General features: G+C 67.2%; 12 protein-coding genes. 2 read left to right on the top strand and 10 right to left on the bottom strand.

All coding sequences use genetic code 11. The features are described from left to right. Position 1: 1 nt before the first annotated feature. From DES47_RS10965 to DES47_RS10950, 4 genes are all read right to left on the bottom strand, one after another. Complete coding sequence (locus tag DES47_RS10965; protein ID WP_166651956.1) at positions 2–1,114, bottom strand: lactonase family protein; 1,113 nt, start codon at positions 1,112–1,114, stop codon at positions 2–4. 51 nt (positions 1,115–1,165) lie between these two features. After that, a complete protein-coding gene (locus DES47_RS10960) occupies positions 1,166–1,885 on the bottom strand; it encodes a GntR family transcriptional regulator (RefSeq protein WP_133700679.1) in 720 nt (239 codons plus the stop codon). 139 nt (positions 1,886–2,024) lie between these two features. Next, positions 2,025–3,236 (bottom strand): DUF5009 domain-containing protein, encoded by a 1,212-nt coding sequence (locus tag DES47_RS10955; RefSeq protein WP_166651955.1) that lies wholly within the window; start codon positions 3,234–3,236, stop codon positions 2,025–2,027. 2 nt (positions 3,237–3,238) lie between these two features. Further along, positions 3,239–5,908: a TonB-dependent receptor gene (locus tag DES47_RS10950; protein WP_133700677.1), complete on the bottom strand. Its 2,670-nt coding sequence runs from the start codon at positions 5,906–5,908 to the stop codon at positions 3,239–3,241. 320 nt (positions 5,909–6,228) lie between these two features. Here DES47_RS10950 and DES47_RS10945 point away from each other — a divergent pair, with 320 nt between their 5' ends. Beyond that, on the top strand, positions 6,229–6,903 hold the full coding sequence (locus tag DES47_RS10945) for a response regulator transcription factor (RefSeq protein WP_133700676.1): 675 nt from the start codon (positions 6,229–6,231) through the stop codon (positions 6,901–6,903). Then, positions 6,903–8,300 (top strand): sensor histidine kinase, encoded by a 1,398-nt coding sequence (locus DES47_RS10940; RefSeq protein ID WP_133700675.1) that lies wholly within the window; start codon positions 6,903–6,905, stop codon positions 8,298–8,300. The genes DES47_RS10945 and DES47_RS10940 overlap by 1 nt, the downstream gene beginning before the upstream one ends. Positions 8,301–8,307: 7 nt before the next feature. On the opposite strand, the gene DES47_RS10935 is transcribed toward DES47_RS10940, so the two are convergent. The 6 genes from DES47_RS10935 to DES47_RS10910 all read right to left on the bottom strand — a co-directional run bounded on the left by DES47_RS10935 (position 8,308) and on the right by DES47_RS10910 (position 17,486). Next, on the bottom strand, positions 8,308–9,414 hold the full coding sequence (locus DES47_RS10935) for an ABC transporter ATP-binding protein (protein WP_133700674.1): 1,107 nt from the start codon (positions 9,412–9,414) through the stop codon (positions 8,308–8,310). Positions 9,415–9,425: 11 nt separating this feature from the next. Further along, complete coding sequence (locus DES47_RS10930; RefSeq protein WP_133700673.1) at positions 9,426–10,241, bottom strand: carbohydrate ABC transporter permease; 816 nt, start codon at positions 10,239–10,241, stop codon at positions 9,426–9,428. Positions 10,242–10,321: 80 nt separating this feature from the next. Then, positions 10,322–11,200, bottom strand: coding sequence for a carbohydrate ABC transporter permease (locus tag DES47_RS10925; RefSeq protein WP_243748251.1), 879 nt, complete (start codon positions 11,198–11,200; stop codon positions 10,322–10,324). Then, a complete protein-coding gene (locus DES47_RS10920; protein WP_133700672.1) occupies positions 11,197–12,414 on the bottom strand; it encodes an ABC transporter substrate-binding protein in 1,218 nt (405 codons plus the stop codon). Before DES47_RS10920 ends, DES47_RS10925 begins: the two co-directional genes overlap by 4 nt. Continuing rightward, positions 12,411–14,588 carry a family 20 glycosylhydrolase gene (locus DES47_RS10915; protein WP_133700671.1) on the bottom strand — a complete coding sequence of 726 codons (2,178 nt, stop codon included), beginning with the start codon at positions 14,586–14,588 and terminating at the stop codon, positions 12,411–12,413. The genes DES47_RS10920 and DES47_RS10915 overlap by 4 nt, the downstream gene beginning before the upstream one ends. 6 nt (positions 14,589–14,594) lie before the next feature. Continuing rightward, a complete protein-coding gene (locus tag DES47_RS10910; protein WP_208114955.1) occupies positions 14,595–17,486 on the bottom strand; it encodes a TonB-dependent receptor in 2,892 nt (963 codons plus the stop codon). Positions 17,487–17,498 lie beyond the last annotated feature (12 nt).

Raw genomic sequence — 17,498 nt, 5'->3', positions numbered from 1 at the left:
CTCAGGCAAAGACCAGGGCCGTTGGGTTGCCCACGCCCACGTACTGTCCGCTGAACTGAAGACTGCCATCGGCGGCGATGGCGAAACTGGTGATCTGGTCGCTGCGCTGATTGCAGACATGGAGCCAGCGACCACCGGGATCCAGGGTGCAGCTGCGCGGATAGGAGCCCTGGGCCCAGACCTCGCCCTGCCAGCTCGGGGCACCATCGGCGCCGAGGGAAAAGATTGCGATCGAGTCGTGCAGCCGGTTCAGCGCGTACAGATGCCGGCCGTCGGCCGAGATGCCCAGGTCCGAGGCATAGCTGGTGCCCTGATGGCCGGGCGGCAGGCTGCTGAGCTCCTTGCGCGTCGTCAGGGCGCCGCTGCCCGCATCGAAGGCCAGCCAGCTGAGCGTCGATGACTCCTCGCCAAGCACATAGCAATGCCCGGCATGCTGCGGATGAAAGGCCAGATGCCGCGGTCCGGCGCCCGGCGAGGCCTGCCAGCGCTGCGGCGCGCTCAGCTCGCCGCGGGTGGCATCGAAACGCCAGGCGACGATGCAGTCCAGGCCCAGGTCGGTGACCAGCACATAGCGGCCGCCGGGATCGCACTGCGCCATATGGGCATGGGGCGCGTCATGACCGCTGTTGGCATGGCTGCCGGCCGGGCCCCGCGCGGCTCTTGTCGGGCCCAGGGTGGCGCCGGTCTCGTCCGCCCGGCGCGTGCACAGCACCTCGCCAAGCCGGCCATCGGCCGCCAGGCTCACCACCGCCACATCGGCCGAACCGTAGTGCGCCACAAACACGTGACGCCCACCCGGATGCAGGCTCATATGCACCGGCCCAATGCCGCCGGAGGGCACGGTACCCAGCAGGTTCAGCGCGCCGCTGTCCTCAGCTATGCGGTAGGCGCTGAGCGAGCCGCCAGGGCCCTCGTCATCGCCATGCTCGTTGACGACGTACAGCATGCGCCCGTCGGCGGACACTGTGAGCCAGCTCGGGTTGTGACGATGCGGCGTGACGCCCATGGGCTGCAGCAGGCTGCTGTGCTCGTCATGGGTGAAGGCATGTATGCCTTGGCTCAATGGGCCGGAGGTGCCGACATAGGCGTACTTGGGGCGGGAGAGAATGGGCATGGCCTTGAGTGCTTGGGGAAAAGTCATGACGCGGCCGCGCAGTATCCACGTTCAGATTGGCGGCGTGCGCCGCAGCTCCACGCAATAGTCGGCCTGGGCGCCCAGCCAATGCGTGTGGCACAGCTCCAACGCCTGGCCCTGCCTGGCATAGCGCACCTGCTTGACCTGCAGCAGGGCGGTGCCCGGCCCCACCCCCAGCTGCCGAGCCTGCTCCGGCGTGGCGCAGACGGCGCGCACCCGCTGCAGCACGCGGGTGTCCGTCCAGCCCTGAGCCTCGAAGTAGCTGCCCATGTCCACATGCCAGTCCACCGGCTGCGGCATATAGCGCAGCGGCACGACGCTGGAGACGATGGCCAGAGGCTCGGCGGCCGGGCCGCGCAGGCTGGTGCATCGCACCACCTCGGCCTCGGGCGACAGCCCCAGGGCCAGCACCTCTTCGGCGCTGGCGCGGCCCAGCTCCCGGCTCTGCCAACCGGGCTTGGCCGGCTCGCGTGCGGGTCCGGCGTCACCCAAGGGCACGGTGCCGGCCGGATAGGTGCCCGAGCCCCGCACCCGGGTCAGCACACCACGGGCGCACAGCAGGGCCAGGGCCTTGCGCGCGGTGTCCCGCGAGACCGACAGCGCATCCGACAGCATGCGCTCGGAGGGCAGCGCATCATTGACCGTCCAGCGGCCATGCTGCAGACCGTCGTGCAGCTTGCTGGCCAGCTGCAGGTACAGCGGCGTATGGGCCGAACGCATCAACGCCATTGCCAAGCCCGACTTGTCCATCAATTCTCATCCCCCGGCCGCGGCCCGGGCTTGTGGCCCGCAGGATGCCGCGACTCATGCTTCGTGTATGCACAGCAATGTGGCATGCAGCGAGTTCAGCAATGGACAAGATTCGCTTAAGAGCGCGTTAAGAACCTTCTCAGATGCGCAGGCGCACGCCACGCGCCGCCAGCCAGCGCACCAGCACCGCCACCCCAAGCGCATAGATCACGGCGTACAGAATACCGGCCATGCCGGTGCGCAGCACCGAGGGCAGCTGCACATGGGCCAAGGCCAGCAGCGCGCCGACGACGAAGGGGATCAGATAGGCCACCAGCGGATTCGCCGCCACCGGTGCCAGCAGGCCCGGCAGAAAGGCGCGGCCCTTCAGCTCGATCCAGGCATACAGCGCGGCAAAGATCAGCACGCAGCTGGCCGCGCTGTACAGGGCCCAGCTGGGGGTGGCGTAGATCTTGGATATCTTGTAGTGGGGTCGCAGCAGCGCGGCCAGCAGGGCCAGCGCCATGGCGAAGGCCAACGCCAGCGCAAAGCGCCCTGCCTCGCTGCGCTTTGCCGTCGAGTCAAAGAAGATCAGGCTCAGAGCGCAGCCGCACAGCACGATGGCCGCATGAATGGCATGACCCGCCTGGCCGAACAGCAGGCTCAGGGAGGCGCTGCCCGCCACCAATGACGCATGGCTGGCCAGGTAGTAGCCCAGGCACAGCGCGATCAAGCTCATCACACCGGGCAGGCCGCCGCGCACCAGCCAGAAGCCCAGGCAGGCCAGCAGGTAGGCCCAACCGATCAGGCCCAGAATGCCCCACCACTGCGGGGTGATGCCGGCCTCGCCGCCCTCGCCGCCCTGGTAGGTCCAGGCCAGCAGCAGTAGCAGCACCACGCCGCCCACCCGCCAACCCAGGGCCAGCGCCGGACCGCCCCGCACACTGCCCCAGATCAGAAAGGCCGCGACATAGCTGAGCAGGGCCCAGGCGGTGATGGGCAGGGCCATGCTGGCCTGGTGAAAGCCGCTCTCGGCGTTGACCATGAACACGCCTATCACCACGAGGCCCAGCGCCCGCTGCAGCACATGCAGCTGCACCTGCAGCGGTGCATCGCCCTGGGCCAGGCGCTGCTGCAGCGCGAACGGCACCGACATGCCGACGATGAACAGAAAGGCCGGGAACACGACATCGACAAAGCTCATCGCGTCGGCATCCGCCGGCATGTGCTGCATCCAGGCCGGCAGCCCAGCCACGCCATGCCACTCGTTGACGATGATCATCACCAGCACGGTCAGCGCGCGGAAGGCATCGATGGAGACGATGCGACCGGCGCGTACCGGCGGCCCGAAGGGCGTTTTCCCGGCGCGCACCATCAGTAGTTGACCGTGGCCCGCACGCCGAACATGCGCGGCGGGTTGTAGCTGTTGTAGGTGTAGCCCCCGGCGTTGCCCTGGCCCATCCAGTTCTTCACGATGTTGTTGCTGAGGTTGGTGCCCCACAGCTCGACATCCCATTTGCCGTCGGCGCCGGCCAGCTTGATGGCCGCGTTCCAGTTGGTGTAGGCCTTCTGGTAATCGCCAATGACCGGGTTGTCGAGGTTGCGCACGGTGAAGTACATGCGGCTCTGGTAGCGCATGCCCAGCGACGGAGTCAGGGTCATGCCATTGCCAAGGGCCAGGTCATGCCCGTAGTTCAGCGCGAACGAGTACTTGGGCGCCATCGGCAGCTGATGGCCGGTCACGTCCAGGATGGCGCGGCCGCGCTTGGTCGTATCGGTGCCCAGATAGACCGGTGCGCAGGGCGCGGCGCCGAACTCGGCGCGGTAGCCGCAGATCCAGTTGTCGTCGAAGGTCGGGTAGGCATCGACCTTGGAGTGCAGCACCGAGGCATAGCCCGAGAGGTTGCCGTTCTTCCAAGGCAGGGCCTTGAACTCGAGTTCCAGGCCCTGGATCGTGGAGCGGCCGATGTTCTCGGTCTTCCAGCCCTGCACCACCTCGCAGGCCGGATTCCAGTCCGGGCAGGTCTCGCCCTCACGCAGCTTGCGCACGCCGACGGCGTTCATGCCGGTGGCATGCATGTCTTTGTACTTGGTGTTGAAGTAGACGGCGCTCAGCTCCAGCTTGTTGTCGAAATAGCGGCCCTTGTGGCCGATCTCGAAGTTGGTCGTGGTCTCGGGGTTGTATTCGAGGAAGTTGTACTTCTGCGTCGAGCCGTCGGCGCAGGTGCCGCCTCCGCAGGTGTCGAACTTGTCACCGAAGCCACCCGGTCGGTAGCCGGTAGCCAGCGAGGCGAAGACCATCTGCTTGGGGTTGAAGTCGTACTGCAGGCCCAGGCGGTAGGTGGGCTTCTTCCAGCTCATGGTGTGCGAGTTGATGGTCGGCGAGGGATAGACGCCGATGCCGGCGAACGGGCCCATGCCGAAGGTGAAATCGGTGCCGTTGTGAGGTGTGCACAGGCCGGGCACGCAGGGCGGCACGTACTTGCCGTTGTAGTACCAGGGGGTGCTGGCGTCCCACAGGCCGGCACTGACGCCGCCGTTGTCGGTGCGGCTGTCCTGGCTGTAGCGGAAGCCGACCGTGCCGGTCAGCTTGTCGGCCAGGGCGATGTCGGCCTGGGCGAAGAGGGCCTTGGACTCGACGCGACGATCGGGCTGGCCATAGAACTGGCCCTGGGGCATCGCATAGGGCGCGGCAATCAGATTGTCCTGGGCGAAGTCGATCGCGTTCTTCTCCGACAAGGTGAACAGGCCGGCCACATAACGCCACTTGCTGAAGCTCTGCTTGAGCTGCAGCTCATTGACCCAGGAGCGGTAGTTGGAGCTCAGCGTGTAGCTGGCCCAGTCGATCGCATGCTGATTGCCCCAGTTTCCCCACTCCTGCATCATGCCCACGTCGCCGGGCAGCCAGTTCTGGCCGCCGTCGTCGTCATGCTGCTGGTAGCGCCTTTGCTTCGCATAGGCGACCTTGTAGCCGAGCTCGGTGTTGTCGTTGAGCTTCCAGGTCAGCGAGCTGCGCAGCGTGTCAATGGTCATGTCGATCTTGCCAGGCACATTGACCTTGGCATACCACTGCCCCTGGGAGCCGCAGGCAAAGCGGGTGCCGGCCGCCATCTCGCAATCCTTCAGACCGACCTCGCCGGCGCTGCCGTTCTTGTAATGCTCAAAGCCGCCTATCCACTCGATGTCGCGGTTCACGGCCAGGCGCGCCGTCAGGCGGGCCGCCCACTGATCGGTGTTGGTGTAGTACTCGCTCGGCGAGACCTTTTTGTTCAGGCGCTGGTCCGCATCGGGCTTGCCATCGGGCGAGAAGGTGCCGTCGGGTTTCTTGATGCCGCGGTCGTCGAGGTCCTGCTCCTGCTTGATGTAGCCGTCGCGCTTGTCCACCATCACTGCGGCGCGCACCGCCAGGTTGTCGCCCAGCGACAGGTTATAGACCGAGCGCAGCTGCTTGGCGTTGTAGTTGCCCAGTTGCACCGAGGTCCAGCCGTAGTTGGACTTGAAGTCCGGCTTGGCCGGCAGGATGTTGACCACGCCGGCCGTCGAGTTGCGGCCGAACAAGGTGCCCTGGGCACCGCGCAGCACCTCGACCTGGTCCAGGTCGAACATCAGGGCCAGCGAGCCTTGCGGCCGCGGCGAGTAGATGCCGTCAATGTGCACGCCAACGGCCGGATCGCCGATTTCGGTGAAGTTGGTCGAGGTCACGCCGCGGATCGATATCTGCACGCCCGAGTCGGCGCTGGACAGGCCGAACTGCAGATTGGGCACCATGCCGCTGAGGTTCATCAGCTCCTTGACATTGTCACGCACCAGGTCGTCGCCCTTCAGCGCCGTCACCGCCACCGGCGTCTTCAGCAGGCTGCTGTTGACGCGGGTGGCCGTGACGGTGATCTGCGGCAGCTCCTTGACGTCCTTCTTGTCCTTTGCTTCCTGCTCGGCCTTGCTGTCCTGGGCCCAGGCAGCGGGCGCGGCCCACAGCAGGGCGGCGACCGCGGCGGCGCAGGCCGTCAGCGCGCCCGGTTGGCGGGGGGATTGTGTGTGCTGCATGCTTGTCTCCTCTGTTGATGCTGGATCTGGGACGGAATCGAGATGGCAGCCCTCAGCAGGTGAGCTGCTGGCCGGGGAATGAACTGCGCCTGGCTGGGCATGAAGGGTTTTGGCGCGGCCGCCATTGCAGCCTCTGCCGCTACGATCAAGCCCCCCACAACCAACGCTGCGAGTACGTGCACCGTGCCCTCTGTGTTTTACGGCTTGCGGCGCACCACGACTGGTACGCAACCGGTAGTAACTATCTCCGCTTCTGTATCCAGATCGGCTCAAGACATTCTTAAGATTGAATTAATGCAAGTCTTGCTAGAGTCCGGCGCATGAGAATTTGCCTGGTGGAGGACGACCTGGAGCTGGGCCGGTCGCTGCAATCGCTGTTGCAGGATGCCGGTCACGAAGTGGTCTGGGTGCGGCGTGCCACCGATGCCCGCTACTGGACCGCAGAGCAGCAGTTCGACACCATGCTGCTCGATCTGGGCCTGCCCGACGGCAATGGCCTGGACCTGCTGCGCAGCGCCCGCCAGCATGACAAGCAACTGCCGATACTCGTCATCACCGCCCGCGACGGCATCGAGGACCGGCTGCATGGGCTGGACAGCGGCGCCGACGACTATCTGGTCAAGCCCTTTGCCGGGGTGGAGCTGCTGGCGCGGCTGCGCGCGGTGGCACGCCGCTCCGGCCTGCTGGCAACACCCGACGAGGTGCACGAGTGGCGCATCAAGGACCTGTGCCTGGACGAGCGCCGCATGGTGTTGGTGCGAAAGACCCCCCGCGAAGATCAGCCCATCAATCTGTCGAAGACCGAGTTCTCCATCCTGCTGGCCCTGCTCAAGCAGCCCGACCGCGTGGTGGCGCGCCGAGAGCTGGAGGTCCGTGCCCTGCTCCACGCCGACAGCCATGCGCTGGACGTACATATGTTCAATCTGCGCAAGAAGATCGGCGAGGGCTATATCCGCACCGTGCGCGGCGTCGGCTTCGTGATCGAGAAGGCCTGATGCGGGCCCTGACGCCGACGGGCGCCGAGGCCCCCAGCAAATCGCTGCTCAAGCGCACCTTCGGCGCCTTCTTCGGCGTGGTGCTGCTGGTCTGGTGCGGGCTGATGGCGCGCGAGATCTACGACGTGAAGATCGTCCATGCCCGCAACGGCCAGGCCTGGAACCATGTCTGGGCCCAGCATGTGCGGCTGCAGACCCAGCTCTGGCTCGATCAGCCCGACAAGCTGCAGGCCGTGCTGGCCGAGCTGGAGCGGCTGCGCGCCCAGGAGTGGCAGGAGATGGGCTACGAGCCGCCCATCATCGAGCTGCAGGTCTGGCAGCATGAGCGATTGATCCACCGCTTCGGGCCCCGGGGCCTGGGCGACAGGGAACCGCCCGATGTGCAACGCTTCGCCAGCGATGATCAGTGGCTGTATGTCGAGGCCCGTGCGCCCGAACAGGGCGTGGTGGTGCGGCGCTGGCAGGAGGTGCCCGGCGCCTGGCACTTCAGCCTCCAGGGACTGGCCTATTACGCCCGCCCGCTGTTCTACAGCCTGCCGCTGATGCTGGCCGTGGCCTGGCTGCTGCTGCGTGCCGGCTTCGGACCGCTGCGGCGCATGGCCAAGCAGATCGCGCGGCGCTCGGCCAAGGACCTGTCGCCGCTGCGCCCCTCGGCCTATGTGGAGCTGGCGCCGGTGGTCAATTCGGTCAATGCGCTGATGGCGCGGCTGCATGACCGGCTGGAGCGCGAGCGCGAGTTCCTGCTGGACGCGGCCCATGAGCTGAAAACGCCGCTGGCGGTGATTCAACTCAACGCCGAATCGTTGCAGCAAACGCCCGAGGCTGTGCGCAAGGCCGAGAGCACGCAGCGTCTGGTCGAGGGCGTGCGCCGCGCCACCCACACGGTGCACCAGCTGCTGGCCTTGGCGCGCTCCGGCGGCGACACCGAGGCGATGGATCTGCGCGAGCACGACCTCGTGGCCCTGGCCCGTGACCGCATTCTGTTGGCCAGCCAGCTGGCGGTGCGGCGCAACACCTATGTGGAGCTGCTGGCGCCCGAGAGCTGCCTGATGCAGATGAACCGCGAAAGCATGGGCTCGCTGATCGACAACCTGGTGGACAACGCCGTCAAGTACTCGCCCCCGGACAGCCGCGTGCTGCTGCAGATAGAGACCGATGGCGAGGCCGTGCGCCTGAGCGTGGCAGATCAGGGGCCAGGCATACCGCCCGCCCTGCACCAGAAGGTGTTCGAGCGCTTCTTCCGAGGGCCCGACCAGGAGCAGCCGGGCAGCGGCCTGGGTCTGGCCATCGTCGAGCGGGTGGCGGCCCTGCATGGCGCCAGCATCGCCTTGAGCGAAGGGCTGGAGGGGCACGGCCTTTGCGTGATGGTGAGCTTTCCGCGATTGGCCGGCAAATGAGCCGAGCTCAATTCAGGCGCAGGCCACTCTTGGCATCGAACACCGAACGCCCCTCGGGCAGCAGATCCAGCGCCAGCGGCACACCCACACGGGCGCGGCTGCCTCCCGCGCAACGGGCGCACAGGCGCTGGCCGCCGCCCAGATCGACGACCACATAGGTTTCCGCCCCGGTGGGCTCGATCAGCAGCACCGGCGCGATCACGCGCAGGGCGCCCAGCGGCGGCGCCTCGCCCTCGGCCGGGCAGACGTTCTCGGGCCGCAGGCCCAGGGTCACCGCGCCGCGCCCGCCCGGGGCCAGGTCTTGCACCGGCCAGTCCTGGGTCACGCCCTGGATGGCCAGGCGCAGCACGGCGCGGCCGTCCAGCTGCAGCCACTGGGCCGGCAGCAGGTTGATCGCGGGCGAGCCCATGAACCCCGCCACAAACACATTGGCCGGCCGGTGGTAGATCTTCTCGGGCGTGCCGAACTGCTGGATCTGGCCGTTGTTCATGACCGCGATCTTGTGGCCCAGGGTCATCGCCTCGACCTGGTCGTGGGTCACATAGACCGCCGTGGTGCGCAGGCGCTGGTGCAGCAGCTTGATCTCGGCCCGCATCTCGGCGCGCAGCTTGGCGTCCAGATTCGACAGCGGCTCGTCGAACAGAAACACCTTGGGCCTGCGCGCCAGCGCCCGCCCCATGGCCACACGCTGGCGCTGGCCGCCCGACAGCTGCGCCGGCCGGCGCGTCAGCAGCGGCACGATCTGCAGCATCTCGGCCACTTCGAGCACACGGGCCTCGCGCTCGGCGCGCGGCCAGCGCTGCATCTCCAGGCCGAAGCCCAGGTTCTGCGCCACCGTCATGTTCGGGTACAGCGCGTAGTTCTGGAACACCATCGCAATGTCCCGGTCCTTGGGGCTCAGCCCATCGACGCGGCGGCCAGCGATATGGATCTCGCCGACGTCGGCCTGCTCCAGCCCGGCGATCAGGTTCAGCAGCGTGGACTTGCCGCAGCCCGAGGGGCCGACCAGTATCAGGAACTCGCCCTCGTCGATGTCCAGGGCTATGTGCTGGAGCACGGCCTGATTGCCAAAGCCCTTGCTCAAGCCGGTGATACGCAACCCTGTCGTCGTCATGCTTTCTCTTCTTATCCTTTGACCGCGCCGGCCACCAGGCCGCGCGTGAAGTGCCGCCCGGCCAGCAGATACACCGCCAGGGTCGGCAGGGCCGCCAGCAGGGCCGCGGCCATCTCCACGTTGTACTGGCGCACGCCACCTTCGCCGCTGGCACCGAGCTGGGCCAGCGCCGCGGTGACCGGCCGGCTGTCGCTGTCGGTGAACACCAGGCCGAACAGATACTCGTTCCAGATCGTCGTGAACTGCAGAATCACCACCACCACGAACACCGGCTTGGACAGCGGCAGCACGATGCGCGTGAACAGCGCCCAGAAGCCGGCGCCATCGACGCGGGCGGCACGCAGCAGCTCGTCCGGAAAGCCCAGGTAGTGATTGCGGAAGAACAGAGCGAGCGGCAGGCTGTAGATCACGTGGATGGCGATCAGCACGCCCAGTGACTTGGCCAGACCCAGCTTGGCCAGGCTGATGGCCAGCGGCAGCAGATAGACCTTGATCGGCAGGAACAGCGCCACCAGCAGCAGCACAAACACCAGCTCGCTGCCGCGAAAGCGCAGCTTGCACAGGATGAAGCCGTTCAACGCCGCCAGCAGGCTGGACAGGGCCACCACCGGCACCGCCAGCAGCAGGCTGTTCTTGAAGCCACCCCCCAGCGCGTTCCAGGCCTCGCGCCAGGCGTCCAGATCGGGTGCCCGCGGCCAGCCCAGAAAGCCGCCCTGCTGCAGCTCGGCCGCGCTCTTGAACGAGTTCAAAACCATGAACAGCAGCGGCATGGCGAAGTAGATGGCGAACAGCGCCAGCAGCGCATAGATCAAGCCGCGCCTGAGCATCACAGGCAAACGATGGGCCGTTCCCGAGTTTGCCTGCCCCCCTCGGGGGGCCTGACGTGGAACGGCAGGTATGGGGGCCGTCATCCAGCGCTCCGCAGCCTGCGCTGACGCGCATAGACGTAGGGCAGGGCCACCGACAGCACCATCATCAGCAGCACCATCGCACTGGCCGCGCCCAGGCCCAGCCGGCTGCGCTCGAAGGCCATCTGGAACATATACAGCGCCGGCAGCTCGCTGGCGTGGCCGGGCCCGCCATCGGTCAGCGCCACCACCAGATCAAAGCTCTTGATCGCCGCCGGCAGCAGCACCAGCAGGGCCGAGAACAGGCTGGGCCCCAGGGTGGGCAGCAGGATGCGGCGGTACAGCGTGAAACCTTCGGCGCCATCGAGCCGCGCCGCCTGCACGATGGCCTCGTCCACGCCGCGCAGGCCGGCCAGGAACACCGCCATCACAAAGCCACTGATCTGCCAGACGGCGGCAATCACCAGCGTGTACAGGGCCAGGTCTTCATCGCCCAGCCAGTCGAAGCGAAAGCTCGTCCAGCCGAGTTCGCGCACGCCCAGGGCCAGGCCCAGCTCGGGGTCCAGCAGCCAGCGCCAGACGGTGCCGGTGACGATCAGCGACAGCGCCATCGGATGCAGATAGACCAGGCGCAGCGCCCCTTCCGCCCGCAGCTTCTGGTCCAGCAGAATGGCCAGCAGCAGGCCAAGGACCAGGGGGATGATCACGAACAGCGTGGCGAAACGCGCCAGATTGCCCAGGGCGCCCAGCCAGCGCTCGTCGGCGAACAGGCGCTGGTACTGCAGCAGGCCGACGAACTCGCTGCTGGGCAGCATGCCCGAGCGGGTCAGCGAGATCCAGCCGGTCCACAGCATGAAGCCGTAGAAGAACAGCAGGCACGCGATCAGCGATGGGGCCAGCAGCAGTTGCGGCTGCCAACGTTCCAGATAACTCTTCAATCGATCACCCTGGAGGCCCTGAGCAGGCGTTGCTGCGCCTGCTCGGCCGTCATCTTGTCACTGGCCCAGAAGGCCGAAATCACATCGCGGTAGGCACCATGCGTGGCCTCGGGCAGCTGCGCACCCAGCGCCAGCGTGAGGCTGCCATCGGCGCTGCCGGCCCTGAAGTCCTGGTGCGAGCGCCGGGCGCAGGCATTGAAGCCTGCAAGGTCGGCATCGACACGCACCGGTATGCCGCCCTTGACGCGGGCAAAGCGGGTCGAGTCGGCCGGCTGCATCAGCGCCGCGGCTAGGCGCTGCTGATCGTCCGCCTGCTGCGCGCTCGCCGGTTTGAAGAACAGGATACGGTCGAACTCGAAGTAATGCAGCGCGCCGTGTCCCGGTGCCGGCGTGCAGTCATAGTCGCGCCCGGCCACCCTGCCCGCCTTCAGGAACTCGCCATTGGCCCAGTCGCCCGTCAGCTGCATCGCCGCGCGGCCCTGAATCACCAGCGCGGTGGCCACCGACCAGTCGCGCCCCGCCTGGCCAGCATCGGTATAGGCCTTGACGCGCTTGAAGTCGCGCAGCATCTGCAGCATCTCGGGGCCGGCCAGCAGGGCCGCGTCGCCGTGGACCAGCGCTCGGCGGAAGAACTGCGGCCCGCCCTGGCCCAGCACCACATCGGCGAACACGCTGAACTTCTGGCCCACCGAGCCGCCGATGGCCAGCGGGATCACACCTGCGGCCTTCAATCTGTCGCCAGCCGCAAAGAAGGCCTCCCAGGTGCGAGGCACCTCCAGGCCGTGACGCTGCAAGAGCGCCAGGTTGCACCACAGCGTATTGAGCCGGTGCACATTGATGGGCACGGCCACGGTGCGGCCCTGGTACTGCAGCTCGGCCGCGATCACCGGTGGCAAGACCTGGCGCCAGCCCTGGGCCACCTCGCTCAGATCGGCCAGAGGCACGGCCTCGCCCCACACCGCCACGGCCTTGTCGATCTGCGCCAGCGCCGGTGGATGGCCGGACAGAAAGCGCGTCTTCAGCAGCGTGTTGGCATTCACCGCACCGGCCACTGGCGACTCCTGCCAGGGCACGCCGGCCGCACGCGCCGTCTGGCGCAGCTCGGCCAGGGTCTGCGCCTCGCTGCCGGACGTCCACCAGTGCAGAAAATCCAGCGGCTGGGCCGCAGCCAGCAGCGGCAGCGCTCCCATCAGAGCCGTCAACATGCGTTTCATCGGCAGGCGTCCAGCAGGCGCTCCAGCGGGGCGACCAGGGCCAGCACTACTTCGTCAACCATGGCCGCGGCTGCGTCGATCTGCGCCTGGGCTGCGGCTCTGCGTGCATAAGGCAAGACCCGGCCCTGCTCGATCACAAGCAGCAACTCAACCCCGAGCACACACAGCCCCTGCCAATGCGGCGCCAGCGGCCGCAGGGCGGCCAGCCGCGGCTGGGTAGGCAGCAGCGTCTGCACCGCAGGCAGCTCGGCCTGCCAGCACAGCAGCTGCGCGCGCCACTGCGCAAGGCCCGCTGCATCGAGCGGCACCGCGGCAAGCCGCTGCATCGCACGGTTCTCGGCCGGCAGGCCATCGGCCAGACGGTCCAGCGGCTCGTCCAGGTGGTAGCGGCCGGCCGCCTTCTTCTCGTGCTGGCGCGCGTAGTAGCCACCGGGCTCCAGCACCTCGCAGAAGATCTTCAACGCTGCAAGGTTCGAGGCGCCAGCCAGGCGCAGCAGGGCCTGCTCATGCTGAGCGTGATGCGCAAGGCCGATGCTGCGCGCGGCCCAGTCGCTGGTGGCGTCCAGGCGCTGATAGAAGTCCGCCTCATCGGCAGGCACCGGGTCGGACCAGAAGCGCTCGGCCACGGCAAAGCCCCGCGGCCACAGCCGCAGATCGATGCAATGCTCGTCCACCAACTCGCTCCACAGCGCCGCTTCGCCACCCAGCACGCGCTGCGCGGCCGGCGCGGCCAAGGTCGCGGGCAGTCTCGGTCGCGCCAGCTGCTCAGCGTTGATCGCCTCGCCCACTGCCGGGTAGCGCACATTGGCGATGCGAACAATACCCTGCAGCTCACCACCATCGAGGCGCAGGCGCGCCGCGGTCTCGCCCATCCAGGTGTCGAGCGCAAAGTGCAACTCGGGCATCTCGGCGCCGCGCCAGTGCACATCGGCCAGCAGTTGGCGGGCCTGGCCGTCGAAGGCGATCCAGCCCTGCCACGTACCATCAGCCGCCTGGGCCAGCCCCAGCTCTGCACGCAGGCATTGCACGCGCAAATGCACATCCAGGCGCCAGTGCTGCTGCATCTCGCGGATCGGTAGCATGGCCACCGGCGGCAGGACCGGCCTGCGCCAGTGGAAGGCGCTGGTCTGCGGCTGATCGAGATAGAAGCCGGCCGACAGCAGCACCTCGTACCCCGCCCGCGCCGCATCGGCCAGGCTGTCGGGCCCGCGCCAAGATTGCACCAGCACGTGTTTCGGCAGATCGGGGCCGGCGATCTCGTCCCAGCCCACCATGCGCTTGCCATGGCGCGCCAGCAGCGCGGCCATGGCTTGATTGAAATCAGCTTGAGCGCGTGCCGGCTCCAGGCCCAGCGCAAGCCAGTGGCTGGGTTCGACCTCGTCGCCGCCGATGTGGAAGTAGGGGTCGGGGAAGGCCTGGGCCCATTCGCCGACCAGATGCTCCAGAAACTCAGCCACCTCGGGCTTGCGCGGGTCGAGGCAGGGCTTGAACACGCCGAAGCCGCGCTCGGGTGCGGCCGGGCCCGGGGCGCTCATCAACTCGGGGTATGCCGCGCCCAGGGCCGTGGCGTGGCCCGGCACGTCCAGTTCAGGCACGACGCGGATGCCGCGCTCGCCGGCATAGGCCACCAGCTCGCGGGCCTCGTCCAGCGTGTAAAACGCGCCGCCGCTGGCCTTGGCCTGCAGCTGCGGGTAACGGTCAGAGGCCAGGCGCCAGCCCTGGTCATCGGTCAGGTGCCAGTGCAGCACGTTCAGCTTGGCGGCTGCCATGCCGTCGAGTTGGCGCTTCAGCACCGGCAGCGGCAGATGGCGGCGGGCGCTGTCGATCAGCAGGCCGCGCCATGGGAAACGCGGCGCGTCTTCGATCTCCACACAGGGCAGATCGGTGCTAGCTCCAAGCAGCTGAGCCAGCGTCTGCAAGCCGCGCAGCGCGCCGAACACCGTCGCGGCCTGCAGCACGATGCCGTCCGGCCGCACCGCCAGCCGGTAGCCCTCGTCCATCGCCGGCGGCGGCGGTGCGCCGTCGTCGGGCCTGTCCAGCAGCAGGCGCAGACCGGGCAGGCCGGGCCATGCGGACAGGGCCGAGCGCGTGCCCGGCAGCGCCGGAACGGTGGCACCGGGCAAATGGCCCCCGAGGCACGTCAGCTCGCGCGGCCATGGCATCAGGGGCAACATCGGCTATCAGTTGACGAAGCGCAGCGAGATCATGAAGCGGCGGCCGGTGCGGTAGATGCCGCGGGTCAGCTTCTCGGTGGCGGCCACACCCGGCACCTCGGCATAGGACCGGTACTCGCTGTCGAGCAGATTCATGCCATCCAGCCCCAGGGTCAGCTTGTCGGTGAGCTTGAAGTTGATGCTGGCTTCCAGCGAATCGTAGTCATCGGTGACCAGGAAGTTGCCGCGATCGGCCTGGGTGTAGTACTTGGAGCGCCAGGAGTAGGTGGTGCGGGCGCTCCAGCGGTCGTTCTCGTAGAACGGGCTGAAGGTCACCTGGTGCTTGGAGTTGAACGGCAGCCGGCCGCCGCTTGCCGCCTTGGCGTCTGCATGGGTGTAGTTTGTCAGCAGACCAAAACCGTTGCTGAAGCTGGTCTGGAAGGCGAGCGAGAAACCCTTGATGGTGGCGCTACCGGCGTTGCTGGGGCGGGAGATGTCGTATTCCGTGTCCTTCTGCTGGTTCTGGTTGTAGTGGGTTTCCTTGCGCGTCGTGATCAGCACGTAGTCGTCCACCTTCTTGTGGAACAGCGTGCCGGCCACGATCGAGTTGGGGGCGAAGTACCACTCGGCCGAGAAGTCCAGGTTGGTGGACTTGTAGGGCTTCAGGTCGGGGTTGCCGCCGCCACCGGTCAGGGTCGCGTCGCCTATCCACAGATAGCTGGACATGTCGCCGTAGTTCGGGCGGGCGATCACCTTGGCCGCCGAGCCGCGCAGCACCACGCTGTCGTTCAGGTCATAGACCACGTTCAGGTTGGGCAGCGTGTTGGTGTAGTTCTTCTTGACGCTGCTTGGGCCGTACTTGTCCGCCGGGCAGGGGCTGATGTTGACGGTGCAAGCCCAGCCCATGCTCTCGGACTCGGTCTTCACCAGACGCAGACCGACATTGCCGCGCAGGCGCTCATGGCTGAAGTCGGCCTGCACATAGCCGGCGTTGACGTTCTCTTTCACCGTCCAGGTATTGGAGGCATAAGACGGGTCGCTAAAGGTGCTCGGGGTCGGCATGGTCTGCCAGGGCGCCAGCCACTTGCCGCTGTTGATGTAGTCGGCCAGTGCCCAGCCGTCGATCATGAAGCGCTTGCTCAGGTCACCTACGTCGCCAAAGCCGGCGAGGTAGCCGCTGGGCACCGATTGCGGGCCGAACTGGGTGGCGCTCAGGTCGCCATAACCCTTGATCGAGGCCAGCGACACGCCCGACATGGTCTGCGAGGTCTTGTGCTCGCGGTGCTTGAGGCCGAAGCGGACCTGATGCACGGGCGCATCGAACTGCACGCCGAAGTCGGCCTGGAAGTACTTCTCCTGGTCACTGGTCGGCTTGGTGACGATGTTGCCGCCCCAGCCAGCGCCCCAGTTGGTGGCGGTCGGCGGGTTGGTGTGCCAGCCGCCGGCCGGGCCACCGCCGTCGAGGCGGAAGCCCTGCGGGTCGTTGAAGGGGCTGCCCGTCTTGGCCGGCGCCATATGGGCGGCGATGTCACTGATCGGCGCGGTCTGGTAGCCGCTGAACTGCAGCTTGGGCACAGCGCCGCTCAGGTCATAGCTGTAGTTGGCCTTGCCAAGGAACTCGCCGAAGACCTGACGGTCGGTGCCGCCCTTGGCCTTGGAGGCGCCGGCATGGGCCGAGGCGAACCAGCGGTCCTCCTTCCACTTGAGCTTCAGGTCGTAGGAGTCGGTGTCCACCGTGGCCCGGCGGTTGATCAGGTCATAGACCGTCAGCGCGTTGCGGAACGAGGCCTTGTTGATGACGCCGCCATCGACGCTCAGGTCGGTCAAGGCGTTCAGCGAGTTCCAGGGGTTGCCATTGAAGGCGAACATCGAATGGGTGATGTTGTCGTACTTGGCCTTGACGTCGAGCGCGTTGAACTCGACGTCCAGCTTCTTGTGCGGCCGAGCCTGCAAGGACAGCGACAGCGTGTCGCGGTCCCGCGTCTGGTCGAAGTAGTGCGCGCTGATCGAATTGGGGGTGACGGCGTTTGGATTGGCCAGCAAGGTGGTCTTGCAGGCCCCGACGCAGCTCGGCGGCATCGTCGCGGGCGGGTTCTGCGACCAGTCGGTGGTGGTGGTGGTGACGGAGTTGGGCGAGCCACCACGGCCGTTGATGTAGTCGCTGCCGCGCACGGTGCCGTAGGACTCGACGCCATCGCGGCGGATCTGCTCCTTCGAGCGCTGCGCCGACACCAGCACGCCGAAGGTGTTGGCCTCGTTCTTCCAGCCGAACATGCCCGACACCGACGGCTTGCCGCCCCCGATGCGGTCGTTGTGCAGATAGTTCACCGCGCCGTTAAGTGTCAGGCCCTTTAGCTCGAGCGGCTTGCGGGTGGAGATGTTCACCGTGCCGCCGATGGAACCCTCGTCCAGCCATGCCTCGGGCGACTTGTGCACCTCGACCTTGCTGACCAGCTGCGGCGCCAGCAGAGAGTAGTTGAAGGTGCGGCCCTGCTGCTCGGACATGAACCAGTCGCCCGAGGCAATCGCCTGGCCGTTGAGCAGCGTGCGGTTGAGTGCCGGGTCGGTGCCCAGTATCGAGACCTTCTCGCCCTGGCCGAAGGCCTTGTCTATGCTCACGCCGGGGATCACGGTGATGGCCTCGGCCACATTGGTGGCCGGGAACTTGCCCACGTCCTCGGCGGTGACGACATCGACGATGGACTCGGCGTCGCGCTTGGTGTCCAGCGCCCGCTTCAGGCTGGCGCGGATGCCGGTGACGACGACGGTGTCCAGCTTGTTGGCACCGTCCGGCTTCGGTGCCGGCTGCGCATGGGCGGGAAGGCTCAGGGCCAGCAGGGCGCAGACCGCCGCGTGGGTGGCGCTGAGACGCACCGGGCAACCGGGTTCACTGCGGCGGCCATTGTTGTTCTTGCTCACGAAGTATCTCCT

The organism is Roseateles toxinivorans, from assembly GCF_004362525.1.
Taxonomy (GTDB): Bacteria; Pseudomonadota; Gammaproteobacteria; order Burkholderiales; family Burkholderiaceae_C; genus Paucibacter; species Paucibacter toxinivorans.
The sequence above is the reverse complement of the archived record's forward strand: the minus strand, read 5'-3'. Positions and strand labels throughout refer to the sequence as shown.

Coding starts and splice junctions, on each gene's coding strand:
- DES47_RS10965 (WP_166651956.1), bottom strand. CDS start 1,114: ATGCCCATTCTCTCCCGCCCCAAGTACGCCTATGTCGGCACCTCCGGC.
- DES47_RS10960 (WP_133700679.1), bottom strand. CDS start 1,885: ATGGACAAGTCGGGCTTGGCAATGGCGTTGATGCGTTCGGCCCATACG.
- DES47_RS10950 (WP_133700677.1), bottom strand. CDS start 5,908: ATGCAGCACACACAATCCCCCCGCCAACCGGGCGCGCTGACGGCCTGC.
- DES47_RS10945 (WP_133700676.1), top strand. CDS start 6,229: ATGAGAATTTGCCTGGTGGAGGACGACCTGGAGCTGGGCCGGTCGCTG.
- DES47_RS10940 (WP_133700675.1), top strand. CDS start 6,903: ATGCGGGCCCTGACGCCGACGGGCGCCGAGGCCCCCAGCAAATCGCTG.
- DES47_RS10935 (WP_133700674.1), bottom strand. CDS start 9,414: ATGACGACGACAGGGTTGCGTATCACCGGCTTGAGCAAGGGCTTTGGC.
- DES47_RS10930 (WP_133700673.1), bottom strand. CDS start 10,241: ATGCTCAGGCGCGGCTTGATCTATGCGCTGCTGGCGCTGTTCGCCATC.
- DES47_RS10920 (WP_133700672.1), bottom strand. CDS start 12,414: ATGAAACGCATGTTGACGGCTCTGATGGGAGCGCTGCCGCTGCTGGCT.
- DES47_RS10915 (WP_133700671.1), bottom strand. CDS start 14,588: ATGTTGCCCCTGATGCCATGGCCGCGCGAGCTGACGTGCCTCGGGGGC.